The 17,582-nt window shown below is 62.4% G+C and carries 20 protein-coding genes and 1 other RNA gene; 13 read left to right on the top strand and 8 right to left on the bottom strand.

Annotation, left to right across the window (positions count from 1 at the left end; genetic code table 11):
- Nucleotides 1-12: 12 nt before the first annotated feature.
- The 9 genes from yihA to AB8A27_RS28415 all read left to right on the top strand — a co-directional run bounded on the left by yihA (nucleotide 13) and on the right by AB8A27_RS28415 (nucleotide 7,302).
- The gene (gene yihA, locus AB8A27_RS28455) at nucleotides 13-663 is read left to right on the top strand and encodes a ribosome biogenesis GTP-binding protein YihA/YsxC (protein WP_441244766.1); all 651 of its coding nucleotides are present in this window, start codon (nucleotides 13-15) and stop codon (nucleotides 661-663) included.
- Complete coding sequence (locus AB8A27_RS28450) at nucleotides 663-1,040, top strand: DUF423 domain-containing protein (RefSeq protein WP_441244765.1); 378 nt, start codon at nucleotides 663-665, stop codon at nucleotides 1,038-1,040. The genes yihA and AB8A27_RS28450 overlap by 1 nt, the downstream gene beginning before the upstream one ends.
- Before the next feature lie 92 nt (nucleotides 1,041-1,132).
- Nucleotides 1,133-2,029 (top strand): acetylglutamate kinase, encoded by an 897-nt coding sequence (gene argB / locus AB8A27_RS28445; RefSeq protein WP_441244764.1) that lies wholly within the window; start codon nucleotides 1,133-1,135, stop codon nucleotides 2,027-2,029.
- A gap of 29 nt (nucleotides 2,030-2,058) precedes the next feature.
- Complete coding sequence (locus AB8A27_RS28440; RefSeq protein ID WP_441244763.1) at nucleotides 2,059-3,147, top strand: DUF1036 domain-containing protein; 1,089 nt, start codon at nucleotides 2,059-2,061, stop codon at nucleotides 3,145-3,147.
- 23 nt (nucleotides 3,148-3,170) lie between these two features.
- Entirely contained in the window at nucleotides 3,171-3,878 is a 708-nt protein-coding gene (locus AB8A27_RS28435; RefSeq protein WP_441244762.1) for a pyrimidine 5'-nucleotidase, read from the top strand.
- Between the two features lie 220 nt (nucleotides 3,879-4,098).
- Nucleotides 4,099-4,944, top strand: coding sequence for a 2,3,4,5-tetrahydropyridine-2,6-dicarboxylate N-succinyltransferase (gene dapD / locus AB8A27_RS28430; RefSeq protein WP_441244761.1), 846 nt, complete (start codon nucleotides 4,099-4,101; stop codon nucleotides 4,942-4,944).
- Nucleotides 4,945-5,111: 167 nt separating this feature from the next.
- Entirely contained in the window at nucleotides 5,112-5,588 is a 477-nt protein-coding gene (locus AB8A27_RS28425) for a DUF805 domain-containing protein (protein WP_441244760.1), read from the top strand.
- Nucleotides 5,588-6,745 carry a succinyl-diaminopimelate desuccinylase gene (dapE, locus tag AB8A27_RS28420; protein ID WP_441244759.1) on the top strand — a complete coding sequence of 386 codons (1,158 nt, stop codon included), beginning with the start codon at nucleotides 5,588-5,590 and terminating at the stop codon, nucleotides 6,743-6,745. The genes AB8A27_RS28425 and dapE overlap by 1 nt, the downstream gene beginning before the upstream one ends.
- The gene (locus AB8A27_RS28415) at nucleotides 6,742-7,302 is read left to right on the top strand and encodes a phosphorylase family protein (protein ID WP_441244758.1); all 561 of its coding nucleotides are present in this window, start codon (nucleotides 6,742-6,744) and stop codon (nucleotides 7,300-7,302) included. The genes dapE and AB8A27_RS28415 overlap by 4 nt, the downstream gene beginning before the upstream one ends.
- Here the strand turns inward: AB8A27_RS28415 and truA are convergent.
- The 3 genes from truA to def are packed head-to-tail and all read right to left on the bottom strand — an operon-like array spanning nucleotide 7,299 to nucleotide 9,531.
- The gene (gene truA / locus AB8A27_RS28410) at nucleotides 7,299-8,039 is read right to left on the bottom strand and encodes a tRNA pseudouridine(38-40) synthase TruA (protein WP_441244757.1); all 741 of its coding nucleotides are present in this window, start codon (nucleotides 8,037-8,039) and stop codon (nucleotides 7,299-7,301) included. The genes AB8A27_RS28415 and truA overlap by 4 nt on opposite strands.
- Nucleotides 8,039-8,971 (bottom strand): methionyl-tRNA formyltransferase, encoded by a 933-nt coding sequence (gene fmt / locus AB8A27_RS28405; protein WP_441244756.1) that lies wholly within the window; start codon nucleotides 8,969-8,971, stop codon nucleotides 8,039-8,041. The genes truA and fmt overlap by 1 nt, the downstream gene beginning before the upstream one ends.
- A 38-nt stretch (nucleotides 8,972-9,009) precedes the next feature.
- Nucleotides 9,010-9,531, bottom strand: a complete 522-nt coding sequence (def, locus tag AB8A27_RS28400) for a peptide deformylase (RefSeq protein WP_092139968.1) — start codon at nucleotides 9,529-9,531, stop codon at nucleotides 9,010-9,012.
- A 232-nt stretch (nucleotides 9,532-9,763) separates the two neighbouring features.
- On the opposite strand from def, the gene AB8A27_RS28395 reads away from it, so the two are divergent.
- On the top strand, nucleotides 9,764-10,975 hold the full coding sequence (locus AB8A27_RS28395; protein ID WP_441244755.1) for a DNA recombination protein RmuC: 1,212 nt from the start codon (nucleotides 9,764-9,766) through the stop codon (nucleotides 10,973-10,975).
- 130 nt (nucleotides 10,976-11,105) lie between these two features.
- Entirely contained in the window at nucleotides 11,106-12,467 is a 1,362-nt protein-coding gene (locus tag AB8A27_RS28390) for an AmpG family muropeptide MFS transporter (RefSeq protein WP_441244754.1), read from the top strand.
- Nucleotides 12,468-12,478: 11 nt separating this feature from the next.
- Here AB8A27_RS28390 and AB8A27_RS28385 read toward each other — a convergent pair whose 3' ends face one another.
- From AB8A27_RS28385 to ffs, 5 genes are all read right to left on the bottom strand, one after another.
- Nucleotides 12,479-12,925 carry a hypothetical protein gene (locus tag AB8A27_RS28385; protein ID WP_441244753.1) on the bottom strand — a complete coding sequence of 149 codons (447 nt, stop codon included), beginning with the start codon at nucleotides 12,923-12,925 and terminating at the stop codon, nucleotides 12,479-12,481.
- Nucleotides 12,926-12,941: 16 nt separating this feature from the next.
- Nucleotides 12,942-13,544, bottom strand: a complete 603-nt coding sequence (gene recR, locus AB8A27_RS28380) for a recombination mediator RecR (protein WP_441244752.1) — start codon at nucleotides 13,542-13,544, stop codon at nucleotides 12,942-12,944.
- 1 nt (nucleotide 13,545) lies between these two features.
- Nucleotides 13,546-13,866, bottom strand: coding sequence for a YbaB/EbfC family nucleoid-associated protein (locus AB8A27_RS28375; RefSeq protein WP_092139976.1), 321 nt, complete (start codon nucleotides 13,864-13,866; stop codon nucleotides 13,546-13,548).
- 21 nt (nucleotides 13,867-13,887) lie between these two features.
- The gene (locus AB8A27_RS28370) at nucleotides 13,888-15,774 is read right to left on the bottom strand and encodes a DNA polymerase III subunit gamma/tau (RefSeq protein WP_441244751.1); all 1,887 of its coding nucleotides are present in this window, start codon (nucleotides 15,772-15,774) and stop codon (nucleotides 13,888-13,890) included.
- Between the two features lie 169 nt (nucleotides 15,775-15,943).
- An RNA gene (ffs, locus tag AB8A27_RS28365) (signal recognition particle sRNA small type) lies at nucleotides 15,944-16,040 on the bottom strand.
- Between the two features lie 169 nt (nucleotides 16,041-16,209).
- On the opposite strand from ffs, the gene AB8A27_RS28360 reads away from it, so the two are divergent.
- Both AB8A27_RS28360 and nudC read left to right on the top strand, forming a co-directional pair.
- Nucleotides 16,210-16,632, top strand: a complete 423-nt coding sequence (locus AB8A27_RS28360) for an HIT domain-containing protein (RefSeq protein ID WP_441244750.1) — start codon at nucleotides 16,210-16,212, stop codon at nucleotides 16,630-16,632.
- A 5-nt stretch (nucleotides 16,633-16,637) separates the two neighbouring features.
- On the top strand, nucleotides 16,638-17,576 hold the full coding sequence (gene nudC / locus AB8A27_RS28355; RefSeq protein ID WP_441245064.1) for an NAD(+) diphosphatase: 939 nt from the start codon (nucleotides 16,638-16,640) through the stop codon (nucleotides 17,574-17,576).
- Nucleotides 17,577-17,582: the final 6 nt, after the last annotated feature.

Raw genomic sequence — 17,582 nt, 5'->3', positions numbered from 1 at the left:
GAAAGACTTCGCATGACCACTGACACCGATGCGAAGCTGATCGAACAGGGCCGCCTGCTTTTCGCAGGCGAATGGAAGTTCATCTGGGCCTCGCCCTCGATCGAGACCCTGCCACCGATGGCAGGAATGGAAGTGGCCTTTGCCGGCCGCTCCAATGTTGGCAAATCCAGCCTGATCAACGCGCTGACCGGCCGCAACGCGCTGGCGCGGACCTCGCATACGCCCGGGCGCACCCAGGAACTGATCTTCTTCGAAGGTCCCGATGGCGCCAATTTCCGGCTCGTCGACATGCCCGGCTATGGCTATGCCTCGGCACCGAAGGTCAAGATCGCGTCCTGGACCAAGCTGATCTATAATTTTTTGCAGGGCCGCGCGAGCCTCGCCCGCGTCTATGTTCTGATCGACTCCCGGCATGGGCTGAAAGACGTCGATCTCGACGTGCTCAGGTCGCTCGATCGGTCCGCTGTCAGCTACCAGATCGTGCTGACCAAGGCCGATCAGGTGAAGAAGAGCGAACTCGAAAAAAACCTCGAACAGGTGCGCACCGAGTTGCGGACTCATCCCGCAGCCTTTCCCGAGGTGCTGGTCACATCGTCGCGCACCGGCGACGGCATGGCTGAATTGCGGGCCGCCATGGTCCGCCTGTTGAACGAGCGCAATTGATGTCCCGCTTTGGCCTGTTTCGCATCCTTGTCATCCTGGCCGGCGTGATGGGCGCCGATGGCGTCATTCTCGCCGCGGCCTCCGCGCACCAGCCCGATGCGACCCGGCTGGCCTCGGCCTCCTCGATGCTGCTGTTTCACGCGGCCGCTATTCTCGGCGCCGTCGCCCTGATCGAGCGCGGCGTCGCCCATCTGCAGATCGGCCTGACAGCCGCCTTCGGCTTTGTCATCGCAGCCGCGATCTTCGCCGGCGACCTGACCCTGCGTCAGTACGTCGGTCACGGCTTGTTCACAATGGCCGCACCGACCGGCGGCACCCTGCTGATCCTGAGCTGGCTGGGGCTGGCGGTATCCGCAGCTTGGCCGCGTAGCACCTGACGCCGGGCTACTGGACAGAGCAGCGATGCTTTGCGCAGCGCCGATCAATCGGCTAGAACGCGCCGCAGATTGCTCACCGTGAGATCCGCTTCATGACCGACGCGCCCATCATCAGTGCTCTCGACCAGGCCCGCATCCTGTCGGAGGCGCTGCCCCACATGCAGCAATATGACGAAGAGACGATCGTCATCAAATATGGCGGGCACGCCATGGGCGCCGAGGATACGGCCCGCGCCTTTGCCCGCGACATCGTTCTGCTCGAGCAGACCGCCATCAATCCGGTGGTCGTGCATGGCGGCGGCCCGCAGATCGCGCAGATGCTGACGCGTCTCGGCATCAAGTCGGAATTCGCCGCCGGATTGCGCATCACCGATGCCGCGACCATCGAGATCGTCGAGATGGTGCTGGCCGGCTCCATCAACAAGCAGATCGTCAGTTACATCAACGAAGCCGGCGGCAAGGCCGTCGGCCTCTGCGGCAAGGACGGCAACATGGTCACCGCGTCGAAGGCGACGCGCACCATGGTCGATCCGGATTCGAACATCGAGAAAGTGGTCGATCTCGGTTTTGTCGGCGAACCGGAAAAGGTCGACCTGACGTTGCTGAACCAGCTGATCGGCTATGAGCTGATCCCGGTGCTGGCGCCGCTCGCAGCAAGCAGGGACGGCAAGACCTTCAACGTCAATGCCGATACCTTTGCCGGTGCCGTTGCAGGCGCGCTGAAGGCCAAGCGCCTGTTGCTGCTGACCGACGTGCCGGGCGTGCTCGACAAGTCGAAGAAGCTGATCCCCGAACTGTCGATCAAGGATGCCCGCAAGCTGATCGCCGACGGCACCATTTCCGGCGGCATGATCCCGAAGGTCGAGACCTGCATCTATTCGCTCGAACAGGGTGTCGAAGGCGTCGTCATCATCGACGGCAAGACCCCGCACGCCGTGCTGCTCGAACTCTTCACCAATCAGGGCACGGGCACGCTGATCCACAAGTGATGGACAAAACGCGCACTGGAAGCTCCGTCATGCCCGGCCCTGTGCCGGGCATCCACGTTTTCTGGCAACGCGTGACCCAAGGCGCGGATGGCCGGGACAAGCCCGGCCATGACGTGGTGAGGCGCTCGCGCCTATCACTCCTGCTTGGCGCAGTCCTCCTCACCGCCTTCACCACCTCCGCTTCAGCCGATCTCAAACTCTGCAACCGCATGAGCTATGTCGTTGAAGCCGCCATCGGCATCGACGACAAGAGCGCCACCGCGACGCGCGGCTGGTTTCGCATCGATCCTGCGCAGTGTCGCGTTGTCGTACAGGGCACGCTGACCGCTGATCGTATCCTGCTACATGCCCGCGCGCTGAGCATCTATGGTGCATCCCCCGTGGCGCAGAATGGCACCGACAATCTGTGCATCGCGCCGGATAATTTCGTCATTGCTGCTGCCCGACAATGCCGTGCCGGACAGTCGCAAGTGCCGTTCACGATGATCAAGCCGACGCAGAGCGAAGACGGCAATATGGTCGCCTATCTCGCGGAAGACAGCGAATATGACGACGAGCAGGCCAAGCTGGCTGCCATTCAGCGCCTGCTGGTGATTGCTGGCTATGACGCCGCGCCGATCGACGGCGTGGACGGGCCGAAGACCCAGAGCGCGCTCTCGTCATTCCTCAAGAGTCGCAGTCTTGCAGCCGACGTGGTTTCGGCGCCGAACTTTTTTGAAACCATGATCGCCGCGGTGCAGGCCCCTTCCGCAACGGGCCTCACCTGGTGCAACGACACGTCCTACAAGGTGATGGCGTCTGTCGCGACCGATGACGGCAAGGGCGTTGTCAGCCGCGGCTGGTATCGCATCGAGCCCGGTAAATGCCTGCGGCCCGACGTGGTCGGCCAGCCCCGCCAGATCCTCAGTTTCGCCGAGGCTGTCGACGACAACGGCCGCGCCATCAAGCTCAACGACAAGCCCTTGAACTGGGGCGGCGTTCGCATGCTGTGCACGCGCGAGAGCAAATTCGAGATCCGCGACCACAACGACTGTACGACCCGCGGCCTCACCAGCGCCGGCTTCGCCATCGTCGACATGTCAGGCGGCGGCAAGACGCTACGCTTTGCGACGCCGTGACGACCGGACAACAGAGACCACCAATGACCCTGCCGACCAAATCGCCGCGCGCCTTCAGCCATGTCGAGACATGGGTGTTCGATCTCGACAACACGCTGTACCCGCACCACGTGAACCTGTGGCAGCAGGTCGATGGCAGGATCCGCGACTTCGTGGCGAACTTCCTCAGGATTTCGCCTGACGAAGCCTTCAGGGTTCAGAAGGATTATTACAAACGCTACGGCACCACCATGCGCGGCATGATGACCGAGCACGGCGTCCGTGCTGACGACTTTCTCGCTTTCGTCCACGAGATCGATCACTCGCCGCTGGAGCCCAATCCGGTGATGGGCGCCGCCATCGCGCAATTGCCCGGCCGCAAGCTGATCCTGACCAACGGCTCGGTGGCACATGCCGGCGCGGTGCTGGAACGTCTCGGTTTCGCTGACCAGTTTGAGGCGATCTTCGACATCATCGCCGCCGATCTGGAGCCGAAGCCCGCGCAACAGACCTATGACAAGTTCCTGCGGCTGCACGGCGTCGATCCCTCCAGGGCCGCCATGTTCGAGGACCTATCGCGCAACCTCGTGGTGCCACACAAACTGGGCATGACCACCGTGCTAATCGTGCCCGACGGCGCCAAGGAGGTCGTGCGCGAAGACTGGGAGCTGGAAGGCCGCGACGACGACCATGTCGACCACGTTACCGACGATCTGACGGGGTTTCTGGCAGCACTGAACAAGGGGCGGTGAACTCCTTCCTGTCGTCACCCGGCTTGACCGGGTGACCCAGTAAACACCGTCAGCAGTGCCAGAGCCGCCCGGCCGCAGTATACTGGATCACCCGCTTTCGCGGGTGATGACAGTCCGAGTTAGAGGCTCTGTTCTTGACTCCTCTCCCCCAAATCCCGACAAAAGCCTCCGAAATCATCATTTGCCTGCTATCGGCCCAAGAAAATCCAAGGATCCCGCGATGTCGCTGACCGCCCTCGAATCCATCATCAATGCCGCCTTCGAAGCGCGCGACACCGTCAATGCATCGACCAAGGGCGAAGTCCGCGAATCCGTCGATTACGCGCTCGACCTGCTCGACAAGGGCGAGGTCCGCGTCGCCACCCGCGCCGATGACGGCAAGTGGACGGTGAACCAGTGGCTGAAGAAGGCTGTGCTGCTGTCGTTCCGCCTCAACGACATGGCGCAGATCTCCGGTGGTCCCGGCGGCGCGGCCTGGTGGGACAAGGTGCCCTCGAAGTTCGAGGGATGGGGCGACAACAGCTTCCGCGACGCGGGCTTCCGCTCTGTACCGGGCGCGATCGTCCGCAAGTCGGCCTTCATCGCCAGGAACGTCGTGCTGATGCCGTCCTTCGTCAATCTCGGCGCCTATGTCGACGAGAGCACCATGATCGACACCTGGTCGACGGTCGGCTCCTGCGCCCAGATCGGTAAGCGCGTGCACATTTCCGGCGGCGTCGGCATCGGCGGCGTGCTTGAGCCGCTGCAGGCTGGCCCGGTCATCATCGAGGACGACTGCTTCATCGGCGCTCGTTCGGAAGTCGCTGAGGGCGTGATCGTGCGCAAGGGCGCGGTGCTGGCCATGGGCGTGTTCCTGGGCGCATCGACCAAGATCGTCGACCGCGAGACCGGCGAAGTATTCGTCGGCGAAGTGCCGGAATATGCCGTGCTGGTCCCCGGCAACCTGCCGGGCAAGCCGATGAAGAACGGCCAGATCGGCCCCTCCACCGCCTGCGCCGTGATCGTGAAGCGCGTCGACGAGCGCACCCGCTCCAAGACCAGCATCAACGAACTGCTGCGCGACTAAAGCGTTTTCGAGCGAAGTGGGTACCGGTTCGCGTGAAGAAAACGCGTCAAAGTAAAAAGACAGGGCTTGGGTTCTGATTGGTCAGAACCCAAGCCCTGATTTGAGTTTCAGCCGGATTGCGCGCAATATTGCGCAATCCGGAATGAACTTGAGGGCTGGGGGCTGCCATGGACTGGACCACGCTGCTTTTCAGCTTCAACGGCCGCATCAATCGCGGCAAATACTGGCTCGCGATCCTGCTCTACACCGTGATCTGGATCGCCTTCATCGCCGCTGCCGTGATGTGGCTCGGCGGCTTCGACACGGATCGCCTGTTCAGCATGGTCGGCGCGGTCATCCTGCTGTGGCTGGCCGGCATTATCCTCGTCATCGCCGCCACTTGGTCAGGCATCGCCACCGGCATCAAGCGGCTGCATGACCGCGGCAAGAGCGGCTGGTGGATCCTGGTGTTCTGGCTCGGGCCGAGCGTCCTCAGCGGCATCGGCAGCACCAGCGCCGAAAGTACCAGCTTCGTCTTTCATATTGCCAGCTTTGTCGTGGCCATTTGGGCCATCGTCGAGCTCGGCTTCCTGCGCGGCACCGCCGGCCCGAACGAATACGGTCCCGATCCACTCTCCGAGCTTGCCACTGTACCAAGGGTCTGATGTCCACCGACGCTCTCTCCATCGCTCAAGATCTTCTCCGCTGCCCCTCGGTCACCCCTGCTGACGCTGGCGCGCTCGGTGTGCTCGACAAGCTGCTGACATCGGCCGGCTTCACAGTGCATCGCGTCACCTTCAGCGAAGAAGGCAGCGCCGACATCGAAAACCTCTATGCGCGGATCGGAACTTCCGCACCGCATATCTGTTTCGCAGGCCATACTGACGTCGTGCCGCCCGGCGAAGAAGCCGCGTGGAGTCACCCCCCCTTCTCCGGCGATGTGACGGATGGCCTGCTCTATGGCCGCGGCGCCGTGGACATGAAGGGCGGCATCGCCGCGTCAGTCGCCGCCGTGCTGGACTATCTCGCGGCGAATGGCGGACAACCGAAAGGCTCGATCTCGTTCCTGATTACCGGCGACGAGGAAGGCATCGCGGTGAACGGCACCGTGAAGCTACTGCAATGGGCCGCCGAGCGCGGCGAAAAATTCGATCATTGCATCGTCGGCGAACCCTCGAATGTCGAGGAGATGGGCGACACCATCAAGATCGGCCGCCGCGGCTCACAATCCGGCACGCTGGTGGTCGATGGCGTGCAGGGCCATGTCGCTTATCCGCATCGCGCATCGAATCCGGTGCCCGATATCGCCGCGCTGATCACGGCGCTGAGCAGCGATCCGCTGGATCAGGGCAATGCGCAGTTTCAGCCGTCCAATCTCGAATTCACCTCGGTGGATGTCGGCAATAAGGCGACCAACGTCATCCCCGCGCAGGCGCAGGCGAAGTTCAATATCCGCTTCAACGACCATCACACGCAGGCGTCATTGCGCGAACTGATCGATGCACGCGTCGCGGCCGCTGCCGGCAATCGCATTCGCGCGCATGTGATCTGGGAACCGAGCAATTCGGATAGCTTCGTCACAAAGCCTGGCGCATTTACCGATACGGTCGTCGCCGCGATCAAGGATGTTACCGGCCGCACACCTGATCTGAACACGGGAGGCGGCACCTCGGACGCGCGTTTCATCAAGAACTACTGCCCGGTGATCGAATTCGGCCTGGTCGGCCAGACCATGCATCAGATCGACGAACACACGAAAGTCGACGATCTGGAGAAACTCACAAAGATCTATCGCGGCGTCCTGGATCGGTATTTCGCATGAACGGCAAGATTCTCGTCCTCACCGCGCTCGAAAGCGAGCTCGACAAATCGCGCGCGCCTGCCGAGATCGAGGTGATTTTCACCGGCGTCGGCAAGATCAACACCACGATCGCCACGCTTCAGGCAGTGCAGGCCATGCAGCCAAAGCTCGTCGTGAACTACGGCACCGCCGGCAAGCTGAACACCAAACTCAACGGCCTCGTCGAGGTCAGCGATGTGATCCAGCGCGACATGAATGCTGAGCCGTTGGCGCCGCGCGGCCGCACGCCCTTTGCGCCCGACCTCGACCGTCTGGTCTCGGGTCAGCGCGGCGTCATCTGCGGCAGTGGTGACAGTTTCGTCACCTCCACCGATCCTTGGCTGGTCGACAACAAGGTCGACATCGTCGATATGGAACTGTTTGCCATCGCGCAGGTCTGCCTGCGCCACGGCATCCGCTGGCGCGCCTTCAAGTTCATCACCGACGACGCCAATGATTTTGCGCATGAACACTGGACGGCGAATGTCGCGAATGGACAGGATCTGTTCTGGGACGTGATGAAGGGCGTGAAGGTCTAGTAGTCGACCTTTACCAGATACAGCCCATCTGGCGGCGCCACGATGCCACAGGCGCTGCGATCCCTAGCGGCAAGCGCCGCAGCCAGGTCGTCCGGCGTCCAGCGGCCATTGCCGACCCACACAAGCGAACCGACCATCGAGCGGACCTGGCTGTGCAGGAAAGACCGCGCTGATGTTGTGATCGTGATCGCCTCGCCGTTCTGCACTACATCAAGCTGATCGAGCGTACGGATCGGCGACTTGGCCTGGCATTCGGTATCGCGAAAGGTCGTGAAGTCGTGGCGGCCGAGCAACCGCTTCGCCGCCTCGCTCATGGCAGCGACATCGAGCGGACGCGGCACGCGCCAGACTCGGCCGGCATCGACGGTGAGGTTCGCACGGCGATTGGTAATGCGATAGACGTAGTGGCGTTTGATGGCCGAGAACCGCGCCTCGAAATCATCCGGCACAATATCCGCCGACAGCACGCCGACCGGATGCGGCCGCAGATGGGCATTCATGCCATCGCGAAAGCGACCGGGCACCAGCACTTTCGGCACGTCGCAATGAGCGACCTGGCCGAGCGCATGGACGCCGGCATCGGTGCGGCCGGCGCCATGAACGCGGATCGGCTCGCCGCAAATCGCTTCCGCGGCACGTTCCAGCGCGCCTTGCACGGTCAGGGTCGCATTCTCCTGCACCTGCCATCCAGAGAATGGCGCGCCGTCATATTCGATGATCATCTTGTAGCGCGGCATCAGCCCACCCGCATAGGTGGCTTCAAGGCAATGCCCAGCAGAAATTCATCACTCTTCATTGGCAACTTGCCAGCGCGCTGCATCTCGATGACGCGGATAGCACCGTGGCCGCAGGCAATCGTTAGCCTGTCGTCGAGTAATTCACCCGGAGTACCTGATCCTTGCGCTAGTTCGCAGCGCAAGATTTTGAGGCGCACGACCTCTCCTTGGATATAAGCCTCGCACCATGCACCTGGAAACGGAGACAAGCCATGGATATGCCGCAGTACAGCGCGTGCGGGCCTGCTCCAGTCGATTTTTGCTTCGGCTTTGGCAATCTTGTCTGCGTAGGTGACGCCATCCTCGCTTTGTGGCCGAAGCCGCAACCCACCGCGTTCAAGACCTCCCATCGCGATACCTATCAAACGAGCACCTAGCGGCGCCAAGGCATCGTGCAAATCTTTAGCTGTCATCGTGTCTGTTATTGCGATGCGATCCGCCATGGCGACATCGCCGGTGTCGAGGCCGACATCCATCTTCATCACCATCACGCCGCTCTCGGCATCGCCCGACATGATGGCGCGCTGGATCGGCGCGGCGCCGCGCCAACGCGGCAGCAGCGAGCCATGCAGGTTGAAGCAGCCGAGCGGCACCGCATCGAGGATGTTCTGCGGCAGGATCATGCCATAGGCGACGACCACCGCGGCGTCGGCATCGAAAGCACGAAACTGCGTCTCGGCTTCTTCGGTACGCAGCGTCTTCGGCGTCAGCACAGGAATGCCCAGCCGTTCCGCCTCGCGCGCCACCGGCGTCGGCTGCAGCTTCATGCCACGGCCGGCGGGTTTCGCCTCGCGGGTATAGACCGCCACGACCTCATGGCCATGAGCCACGAGTTCGAGCAGCGTCGGCACCGCGAAATCCGGCGTGCCCATGAAAATCAAACGAAGCGACATAGGTCGAAGCCGATCTGTTGCAGCGTCGGCGGAGAAACCTACTCCGCGCGCTTGGCGAGCTTGGTGAACTTCTTCAGCACGCGGTCGCGCTTCAGCTTGGAGAGATAGTCGACAAACAGCACACCATTGAGATGGTCGATCTCATGCTGAATGCAGGTCGCGAACAGGCCAGAGGCCTCTTCCTCGATGGTCTTGCCGTCGAGGTCCATGTAACGGATCCGCACTGTCGCCGGCCGTTCCACTTCCTCGTAATATTCCGGAATCGACAGGCAGCCTTCCTCGTAAACCGAGAGTTCCTCCGAGGCCGAGATGATCTCCGGATTGATGAAGACGCGCGGCTTCTTGCCCTCCTCCTCATCGTCCTTCTTGGCGATATCCATGGTGATCAGCCGCAGCGGAACCGCGATCTGGATCGCCGCCAGCCCGATCCCGGGAGCGTCATACATCGTCTCGAACATGTCGTCGGCGAGCTTGCGCACCTCTGACGTCACCTTCTCGACAGGTTTGGAGATCAGCCGCAACTGCTTGTCGGGCATGATTATGATTTCACGAATGGCCATGGCGGGCGATTTAATCTGCGCGCCGGCCCGGGTCAATCCGCTGGAAAAGCTGGGCTTTGAAGGGCGTTAACTCCTCGCTAAGCATGAAGATTAAGACGAGGGTAACCATGCCGGTTAAGGTCTGCTTAACCACGTTTCTTAGGCATGCATTAACTAGGAAAATTCATCATCCATCAACCATAAATGTTCCCCCTTCGTTCGCATCACTACCCGAATCGGCTACAAGGATCGGATGAACGAGATTCTTTTCATGGTCGGCGACATGCCGGTCACCGCAGGTATGGCGTTGCTGGGCTTCGGGTTGCTGGCGCTGACCTTGTTGTTGGTCATCGCCATTGTCATTGCCCGCTCCGGCAGCCGCGGCGCCGCCATGGCCATGGCCCAGGCGATCCGCGCAGATGAATTGGAAGAGCGTCTCAGCGAGGTGCTGAAGGCGCAGAACGAGGCCACCGGCCGCGTCGATGCCATGGGCCAAGCGCTGGCCGGCCGTCAGGCCGACATGGCACGCGCGGTGTCCGAGCGGCTGGACTCCGTAACCCATCGCGTCGGCCAATCCATGGAACAGACCACGCGCAACACGATGGACTCATTGCGTGTGCTGCACGAGCGTCTCGGTATCATCGACAACGCGCACAAGAACCTCACCGACCTCACCTCGCAGGTGACGACGCTGCGTGACGTGCTCGCCAACAAGCAGTCCCGCGGCGCCTTCGGTCAGGCGCGGATGGAAAGCATCGTCAAGGACGGCATGCCGAACGGCGCCTTTGCGTTCCAGCACACGCTGTCATCGGGCAAGCGGCCGGATTGCGTGATCTTCCTGCCGGATCAACGACCACTCTGCATCGACGCGAAATTCCCGCTGGAAGCCGTCACCGCATTGCACGACGCGCGCAGCGACGAGGAAAAGAAATATGCGGCGCAGCGCTTGCGCACCGACGTGATGAAGCATGTCAGCGACATCGCCGAGAAATATCTGGTGGCCGGCGAGACGCAGGATACGGCGCTGATGTTCGTCCCGTCGGAATCCGTCTATGCGGAAATCCACGACGGTTTCGACGATATCATCCAGAAGGCCTACCGCGCCCGCGTCGTGCTGGTATCGCCATCGCTCCTGATGCTGGCGATCCAGGTGATGCAGCAGATCCTGAAGGACGCGCGCATGCGCGACGCTGCCGACCAGATCCGCACCGAGGTCCTGAATCTGGGCGACGACCTCACCCGTCTGCGCGATCGCGTGATGAAGCTACAGACGCATTTCGGTCAGGCCAATGAGGACGTCCGCCAGATCCTGATCTCCGCCGACAAGATCGAGAAACGCGCCGGCCGCATCGAGGAACTGGATTTCAGCAAGAGCGATGCGGCGGATGTCACGCCGGCCGCAAGCAAGCCGGCAGCCGTGGACATGTTCGCGCCGCTGCCGAAGAAGCTGCAGGCGGGAGAGTAGAACTCAGACTGTCGTCATGTGATCCTGCGCAGCCACACACGCAGGCCACCGGATACTGGATCGCCTGATCAAGCCGGCGTTGGCAACCGTGGTGTCTGCGGATGAGCTCCGAATCTGCTAACTCTCCCTCATGACGAGCGCACCCGAGACTACCGCCCCCGCTTTGCAGCCCCGTGCCTCCTGGCGTGAGAGCATGGCGGTATACACGCAGCCGCGGGTGCTGATCGTGCTGCTGCTTGGCCTGTCGTCGGGCCTGCCACTGGCACTGTCCGGCTCGACGCTGCTGGTGTGGATGCGCGAATCCGGCGTCGATCTCGGCACCATCGGACTGTTCGCCCTCGTCGGCACACCCTACACACTGAAGTTCCTTTGGGCACCTTTAGTCGATGCGCTGCACGTGCCGTTCTTTACACGGCAGTTCGGTCGCCGCCGCGGCTGGCTGGTATTTTCACAACTACTGCTGATCGGTGCGATCCTGCTGTTGGCGCTGACCGATCCGGCGCGCTCACCGCTGTTCGTCGCACTTGGCGCATTGCTGGTCGCCGCAATGTCGTCGACGCAGGACATTGTCGTCGACGCGTTTCGTGTGGAGAGCCTGCCGGAGAGCGAACAGGCTGCCGGCATGGCGTCTTATGTCGCGGCCTATCGCATCGGCATGCTGATCTCGACCGCCGGCGTGCTGTTTCTGGTCAGTGCCTTCGAGAGCACGGGCATCGCGCGCTCCACCGCATGGATGTGGGGCTATGTAGCGATGGCCGCGATGGTGCTGATCGGTACGGTCACAGCGCTTGCGGCCACCGAGCCCGAGCAATCAGCGCAGGCCGAAGCCGCCACGCGCGACGAAAGCGCCTTCGCGCGCGTGCTGCAGGCCGCAATCGGCGCGTTCTCTGAATTCCTCGCGCGAAAGGATGCCTGGGCTGCGCTGGCCTTCGTCGTGCTGTTCAAATTCACCGACGCGTTTTCCGGCACCATGACGGCGCCGTTCGTGATCGACCTCGGCTTCACCCGCAATGACTATGCCGCCATCGTCAAAGGCGTTGGCCTCGCCGCAACGCTGATCGGTGGCTTTGCCGGCGGCTTCGTGGCGCGGCGCTATTCGCTGGCGGCAAGCCTCTGGATCGGTGCGATCTTGCAGGCGCTGTCCAATCTCGCGTTCTCGTGGCTCGCCATCATCGGCGTCAATCAATGGGCGCTGGCACTGGCCATCTCAGTCGAGAATTTCACCAGCGCCATCGGCACGGTGATCTTCGTCGCCTATCTCTCTGCGCTCTGCAGGAACCCGCTGCACACTGCTACGCAATATGCGCTGCTCACGGCACTCGCCGCGGTTGGGCGGACTTATCTTTCTGCGGGTGCAGGTTACGTCGCACAGGCGACGGGATGGCCGATGTTCTTCGTCATCAGCGTGGTGGTCGCGGTGCCGAGCCTGATCCTGCTGATCTGGCTGCAGCGCCGCGCGCATTTCGAGATGCTGGGGCCGGTGCGGGTTTAATCGAAGCGAGTTCAGTTCGGCTTCGACACCACGCTCCATTTCGTCACCAGCGCTTCGCTCATCTGGCCTGCCTGTTCGGCGCAGGACACTTCCGACACCTTGAATGCCACTTCCTTGCCGACAAGTTTCTGCAACTGCGTGGCTTGCGCTTCGCTTGCCGCCACGATCTCGAAGGTCTCGGGGCCGGTCTCGAGATTGCACAGACCGGCCGGGGCCGGCAGACGGCGGGGCTCGCTGACCACCTGATAGACATTGGTGCGCTTGCCTTTCGCGTCGCGGCTGCGCATGGCATTGAGCTGCCCCGTCAGCACGTCGCCGATATGCATTGCCTTTGGCGCAACAGGTTTGGCCGGCGTTTCCTGCGCTTCGGAGGCTGCGTAAGCGACCGTCGTCATGAGGCCTGCAATGGAAAGCACCGCAACCCGACCGAGTTGCGCCGTGAATTTGTATCGTGTCATCGAAATCAGTCCCGTCTCAAAACAGTGTGCGCTGTCGCATGGCTGCCGACAGCGTGCCTTCATCGAGGTAGTCCAGTTCGCCGCCAACCGGCACGCCATGCGCCAGCCGCGTCACTTTCACATTCGCGTCCTGCAGGAGGTCGGTGATGTAATGTGCTGTGGTTTGCCCATCCACCGTCGCATTCAGCGCCAGGATGATTTCGCTCACCTCCGGCTCATGCGCACGGGACACCAGTGCGTCGATGGTCAGATCCTGCGGACCAACGCCATCGAGCGGCGACAGCGTGCCACCGAGCACATGATATTTGCCAGGCGCCGCGTTGGCGCGCTCTAACGCCCACAGATCGGCGACATCGGCGACCACCACGATGGTCGAGGGATCGCGGCGCGGATCCGTGCAGATCGTGCAGGGATTTTGCGTATCAATATTGCTGCAGATCTTGCAGACTTGAATCCGGTCGATCGCCACTTGCAAGGCACCGGCCAGCGGCGTCATCAGCGCCTCGCGCTTCTTGATCAGATGCAACGCAGCACGCCGGGCCGAGCGCGGGCCAAGCCCGGGCAGCCGCGCCAGCAATTGAATCAGGCGCTCGATTTCCGGTCCGGCCGTCGACGCCATCTCAGGTGAGGCCCATCCCCGGTGGCAGGCCGAGTCCACCGGTCAGAGCCTGCATCTTCTCCTGCATGGCAGCCTCGGCCTTGCGCTTCGCATCGCCCATCGCGGTGACCAGAAGGTCCTCGAGGATTTCCTGCTCGTCAGCCTTCATCAGCGACGGGTCGATCTTGATGGCTTTGACGTCCATCTTCGCCGTCATCCGTACCGAGACGAGGCCTCCGCCGGAGATGCCTTCGACCTCGACATGGTCGAGCTCGTCCTGCATCGCCTTCATCTTCGATTGCAGCTGCGCTGCCTGTTTCATCATGCCGAGAAAATCAGCCATGAGCTTTCCTTCGCAATTCGATTAATCGTCGTCGTTGAGACCGTCGGACGCATCGTCGCTGATCAGGTCACTGTCACTACCGCTAAATTCCGGCGGCTCGGGAGCGATGACACGCACCTCGACTTTCGCTCGAGGGAACCGCGCCAATACTTCCTTCACCCGCGGATCGGCTTCCGCCGCGCGTTGGCGCTCGTTCTTCTGTTCGAGCTGCTGCTCACGCAGTGTCGCCTGGCCTTGCTCGTTGGACACGATCACGGCCCAGCGCCTGCCCGTCCATTGTTCAAGCTTGCGCGACAGATCGTTGATCAGCGTGCGCGACGCCGTGCGCTCCATCGCCAGCTCAAGCCGCCCGTCCTCGATCCGGATCAGGCGCACATCGGATTCGAGGGCGCCACGCACCATCAGATCGCGTTTCTCGCCGGCCAGAGCCACGAGTTCAGGGAAGGTCGAAATCTTCAGCACCGGCGCGGGCTGCGCATCCGTCATGCCGACCTGCGGCCGCGGCGATGGTTCGGCACTGCCGCGCTGCATGGTCGGACCGCGCGATACGCCCGCTGACATCGTCGGCATCGCAGATGGCATCTGCGCTGACGGCAAGGATGCCGACATCGCAGCGGAAGGATTGGCGGAGGACGGCGCGGCACGCCCTCCACCATTTGTTGGGATCATCGGCGACGTCCCGCCATTCTGGTCGAGCATCCGGATCGCTTCGTCCGGGGTCGGCAGATCGGCGACGTAAGCTATCCGCACGAGCACCATCTCGGCAGCGGCAGCGGGACGCGTCGCGCCCTGCACTTCAGTGATGCCCTTGAGCAGCATCTGCCACATCCGCGACAGTACCCGCATCGACAGCTTCGAGGCGAAATCGCGTGCGCGCAAACGTTCGGTCTCGCCAAACGCAACATTGTCGGCAGTTGCCGGCACGATCTTCACGCGGGTGACGAAGTTGACGAATTCGGCGAGATCGCTGAGCACCACGATCGGGTCGGCACCAACGTCATATTGCTCGCGGAACTCGCGGAAGGCACTGGCGATATCGCCGCGCGCCAGCGAATCGAACAGGTCGATCACGCGGGTGCGGTCAGCAAGGCCGAGCATCTGCCGGACCGCATCGGCGCGGACCGTGCCTGCGGCATGCGCGATGGCCTGATCGAACAGCGACAGCGAATCGCGCACCGAGCCTTCGGCGGCGCGGGCGATGATGCCCAGCGCTTCCGGCTCGACCTCGACATTCTCTTTGCCTGCGATGTTCGACAGATGCGACATCAGCACGTCGGCATCGACGCGGCGCAGGTCGAAGCGCTGGCAGCGCGACAGCACCGTCACCGGCACCTTGCGGATTTCAGTGGTGGCGAACACGAATTTGGCGTGTTCCGGCGGCTCTTCCAGCGTCTTCAGGAACGCGTTGAAGGCGGCGGTCGACAACATGTGGACTTCGTCGATGATGTAGACCTTGTAGCGCGCGCTGGAAGGCGCATAGCGCACGCTGTCATTGATCTGGCGAACATCGTCGACGCCGGTATGCGACGCTGCGTCCATTTCGAGAATATCGATATGCCGGCTTTCCATGATCGCCTGGCAGTGGATGCCCGGCACCGGCATATGGATGGTCGGGCCTTTGACCGACCCATCGGCCATTTCATAATTCAATGCGCGTGCGAGAATGCGCGCCGTGGTGGTCTTGCCGACCCCGCGAACACCGGTGAGAATCCAGGCCTGCGGAATGCGGCCGGTCTCGAACGCGTTGGAGACGGTGCGGACCAGCGCTTCCTGGCCGATCAGATCGTCGAAACTGCCGGGGCGGTATTTGCGCGCGAGCACGCGATAGGGCGTCGCCACTGCGGGGGCTGCGCCCATATCGAAACCGGCCTGGTGATCATCGGGAAGGGACGTGCCAGCGTCGGTCATCGAGGAATCCGCAATGTGTTGTCTCGTAAAGCCGGCTTGCGGAACATCTGGCGCATCACAGGCGGAACGGGACACAGGTTCCGGCCTTCGATACTGCCTCACTCATCGAACAAGGCGCCCACCGAGCCAACGACCATGAGCAGGACGCTGAATTTGCTCGATAAAACAAGTAGGAGACTGACGAGCGACCCGATCCGGATCTCGTTAGGGCTGCTTCCTTCCGGACCTGACCCGATTGGCGAGTGGCTCGTCCACCGCCAATCTCCCGGTGCTTATTTGGGGCCAAAATGGTCGGAAAGCAAGCGCGGCGGCCGCCGCAAGATTTGCGCAGGAAAGTCGCAAGAAAACGTGGTCCAGACGCGCAAAACCGGCCATGACGGGAGTTGTCTGCGTAGCCGCTTCCTGCGACGCTGTGCGCCTTAATCGAGAGTCAGAATGGCCGCTCCCTCCTCCTGGTCGCTGCACGAGCAGTTGCAGCAAGACACCATCGACATCGGCGACCTCCCCCTCAGCCGCGTGCTGGTGGTGAAGGACGCGCATTACCCCTGGCTCATGCTGGTGCCGCGCCGTGCCGACATTACCGAGATCATCGATCTCGATGAGGTTGCGCAGGGCCAGTTGATGACCGAGATCAACCGCGTCGGCCGCGCGCTCAAAGAGACCACCAAATGCGACAAGCTCAATGTCGCGGCGCTCGGCAATATGGTGCCGCAGTTGCACGTCCACATCATCGCACGCCGCAAGACCGATGCCGCCTGGCCGCGGCCGATCTGGGGCGTGATGCCGCCACTCGCCCATGACGCCGCCGAAGTGCAGCGCTTCATCTCAGAACTCCGCCGCAAGATCTGGCTCGGTTGACCATCATGACAAGCAAGCTGTTTCCGCTCGGCCACCCGGCCTTCGTCTCCAACACGCTCGATCGTGCCGCGCATCTGCGCTTCAGCGACGAGAAACTGTTCGCGCTGGAGGGCAAAAGCTCCTCGCGCGCTTACGTGATCTATCGCGACTCGCTGGTCATGAAGAAGGATGGCGATGCCCAGCGCGCGCTGCTGACCATCGACGAGGCGCTGACATTCGGCGCCAATCCCGGCACCGTCTTTCTCGGCCTGCGTGATGGCGATGCCGTGTTCGGCATGGGCATCGGCGCACCCGCCGTCGAGAAGCTGCTGACCCGCGACGATGCCGTTGTCAGCGAACTCCGCGGCATGGCGATGCAGGGCGTGGTGCCCCCGGAGCAGCTTTCGGCGATCGCGCAGGCGAAGTCGCTAGTGTCCTGGCATCAGCGCCACGGGTTTTGCGCCAATTGCGGCGCCAAGTCGTCGATGGCCGAAGGCGGCTGGAAGCGCGTTTGCCCAAGCTGCAAGACCGAGCATTTCCCGCGCACCGATCCCGTCGTCATCATGCTGGTGGAGAAAGGCGACAAGTGTCTGCTCGGCCGCCAGAAGCAGTTCCCACCGGGCATGTATTCGTGCCTCGCCGGCTTCGTCGAAGCCGCCGAAACCATCGAGGACGCGGTGAAGCGCGAGATCTTCGAGGAAGCCGGCATCCGCTGCACCGACGTCACCTATTACATGACGCAGCCCTGGCCCTATCCGTCATCCCTGATGATCGGCTGCTCGGCCCGCGCCATCAGCGACGAGATTACCGTCGACAAAATGGAACTTGAGGACGCCCGGTGGTTTGACCGTGACGAGGCGATGCTGATGTGGAAACGCGAACACCCGGAGGGGCTCGCGGGGCCGCATGCATTCGCCATCGCGCATCATCTGCTCGGCCGCTGGCTGCATCCCGACCGGGCCTGACCAAAC

The sequence above is a fragment of the Tardiphaga sp. 768_D3_N2_1 genome (genome assembly GCF_052076105.1).
Lineage (GTDB): Bacteria > Pseudomonadota > Alphaproteobacteria > Rhizobiales > Xanthobacteraceae > Tardiphaga.
The sequence above is the reverse complement of the archived record's forward strand: the minus strand, read 5'-3'. Positions and strand labels throughout refer to the sequence as shown.

Bases quoted from the DNA above. Each gene is read 5' to 3' on its own strand.
- AB8A27_RS28435 (WP_441244762.1), top strand. From the start codon at position 3,171: ATGACCCTGCCGACCAAATCGCCGCGCGCCTTCAGCCATGTCGAGACA.
- AB8A27_RS28375 (WP_092139976.1), bottom strand. From the start codon at position 13,866: ATGGCTGATTTTCTCGGCATGATGAAACAGGCAGCGCAGCTGCAATCG.
- fmt (WP_441244756.1), bottom strand. From the start codon at position 8,971: ATGTCGCTTCGTTTGATTTTCATGGGCACGCCGGATTTCGCGGTGCCG.
- def (WP_092139968.1), bottom strand. From the start codon at position 9,531: ATGGCCATTCGTGAAATCATAATCATGCCCGACAAGCAGTTGCGGCTG.
- nudC (WP_441245064.1), top strand. From the start codon at position 16,638: ATGACAAGCAAGCTGTTTCCGCTCGGCCACCCGGCCTTCGTCTCCAAC.
- recR (WP_441244752.1), bottom strand. From the start codon at position 13,544: ATGGCGTCGACGGCCGGACCGGAAATCGAGCGCCTGATTCAATTGCTG.
- AB8A27_RS28450 (WP_441244765.1), top strand. From the start codon at position 663: ATGTCCCGCTTTGGCCTGTTTCGCATCCTTGTCATCCTGGCCGGCGTG.
- argB (WP_441244764.1), top strand. From the start codon at position 1,133: ATGACCGACGCGCCCATCATCAGTGCTCTCGACCAGGCCCGCATCCTG.
- AB8A27_RS28415 (WP_441244758.1), top strand. From the start codon at position 6,742: ATGAACGGCAAGATTCTCGTCCTCACCGCGCTCGAAAGCGAGCTCGAC.
- truA (WP_441244757.1), bottom strand. From the start codon at position 8,039: ATGCCGCGCTACAAGATGATCATCGAATATGACGGCGCGCCATTCTCT.
- AB8A27_RS28385 (WP_441244753.1), bottom strand. From the start codon at position 12,925: ATGACACGATACAAATTCACGGCGCAACTCGGTCGGGTTGCGGTGCTT.
- yihA (WP_441244766.1), top strand. From the start codon at position 13: ATGACCACTGACACCGATGCGAAGCTGATCGAACAGGGCCGCCTGCTT.
- AB8A27_RS28440 (WP_441244763.1), top strand. From the start codon at position 2,059: ATGCCCGGCCCTGTGCCGGGCATCCACGTTTTCTGGCAACGCGTGACC.
- AB8A27_RS28395 (WP_441244755.1), top strand. From the start codon at position 9,764: ATGAACGAGATTCTTTTCATGGTCGGCGACATGCCGGTCACCGCAGGT.
- AB8A27_RS28390 (WP_441244754.1), top strand. From the start codon at position 11,106: ATGACGAGCGCACCCGAGACTACCGCCCCCGCTTTGCAGCCCCGTGCC.
- dapD (WP_441244761.1), top strand. From the start codon at position 4,099: ATGTCGCTGACCGCCCTCGAATCCATCATCAATGCCGCCTTCGAAGCG.
- AB8A27_RS28360 (WP_441244750.1), top strand. From the start codon at position 16,210: ATGGCCGCTCCCTCCTCCTGGTCGCTGCACGAGCAGTTGCAGCAAGAC.
- AB8A27_RS28370 (WP_441244751.1), bottom strand. From the start codon at position 15,774: ATGACCGACGCTGGCACGTCCCTTCCCGATGATCACCAGGCCGGTTTC.
- dapE (WP_441244759.1), top strand. From the start codon at position 5,588: ATGTCCACCGACGCTCTCTCCATCGCTCAAGATCTTCTCCGCTGCCCC.
- AB8A27_RS28425 (WP_441244760.1), top strand. From the start codon at position 5,112: ATGGACTGGACCACGCTGCTTTTCAGCTTCAACGGCCGCATCAATCGC.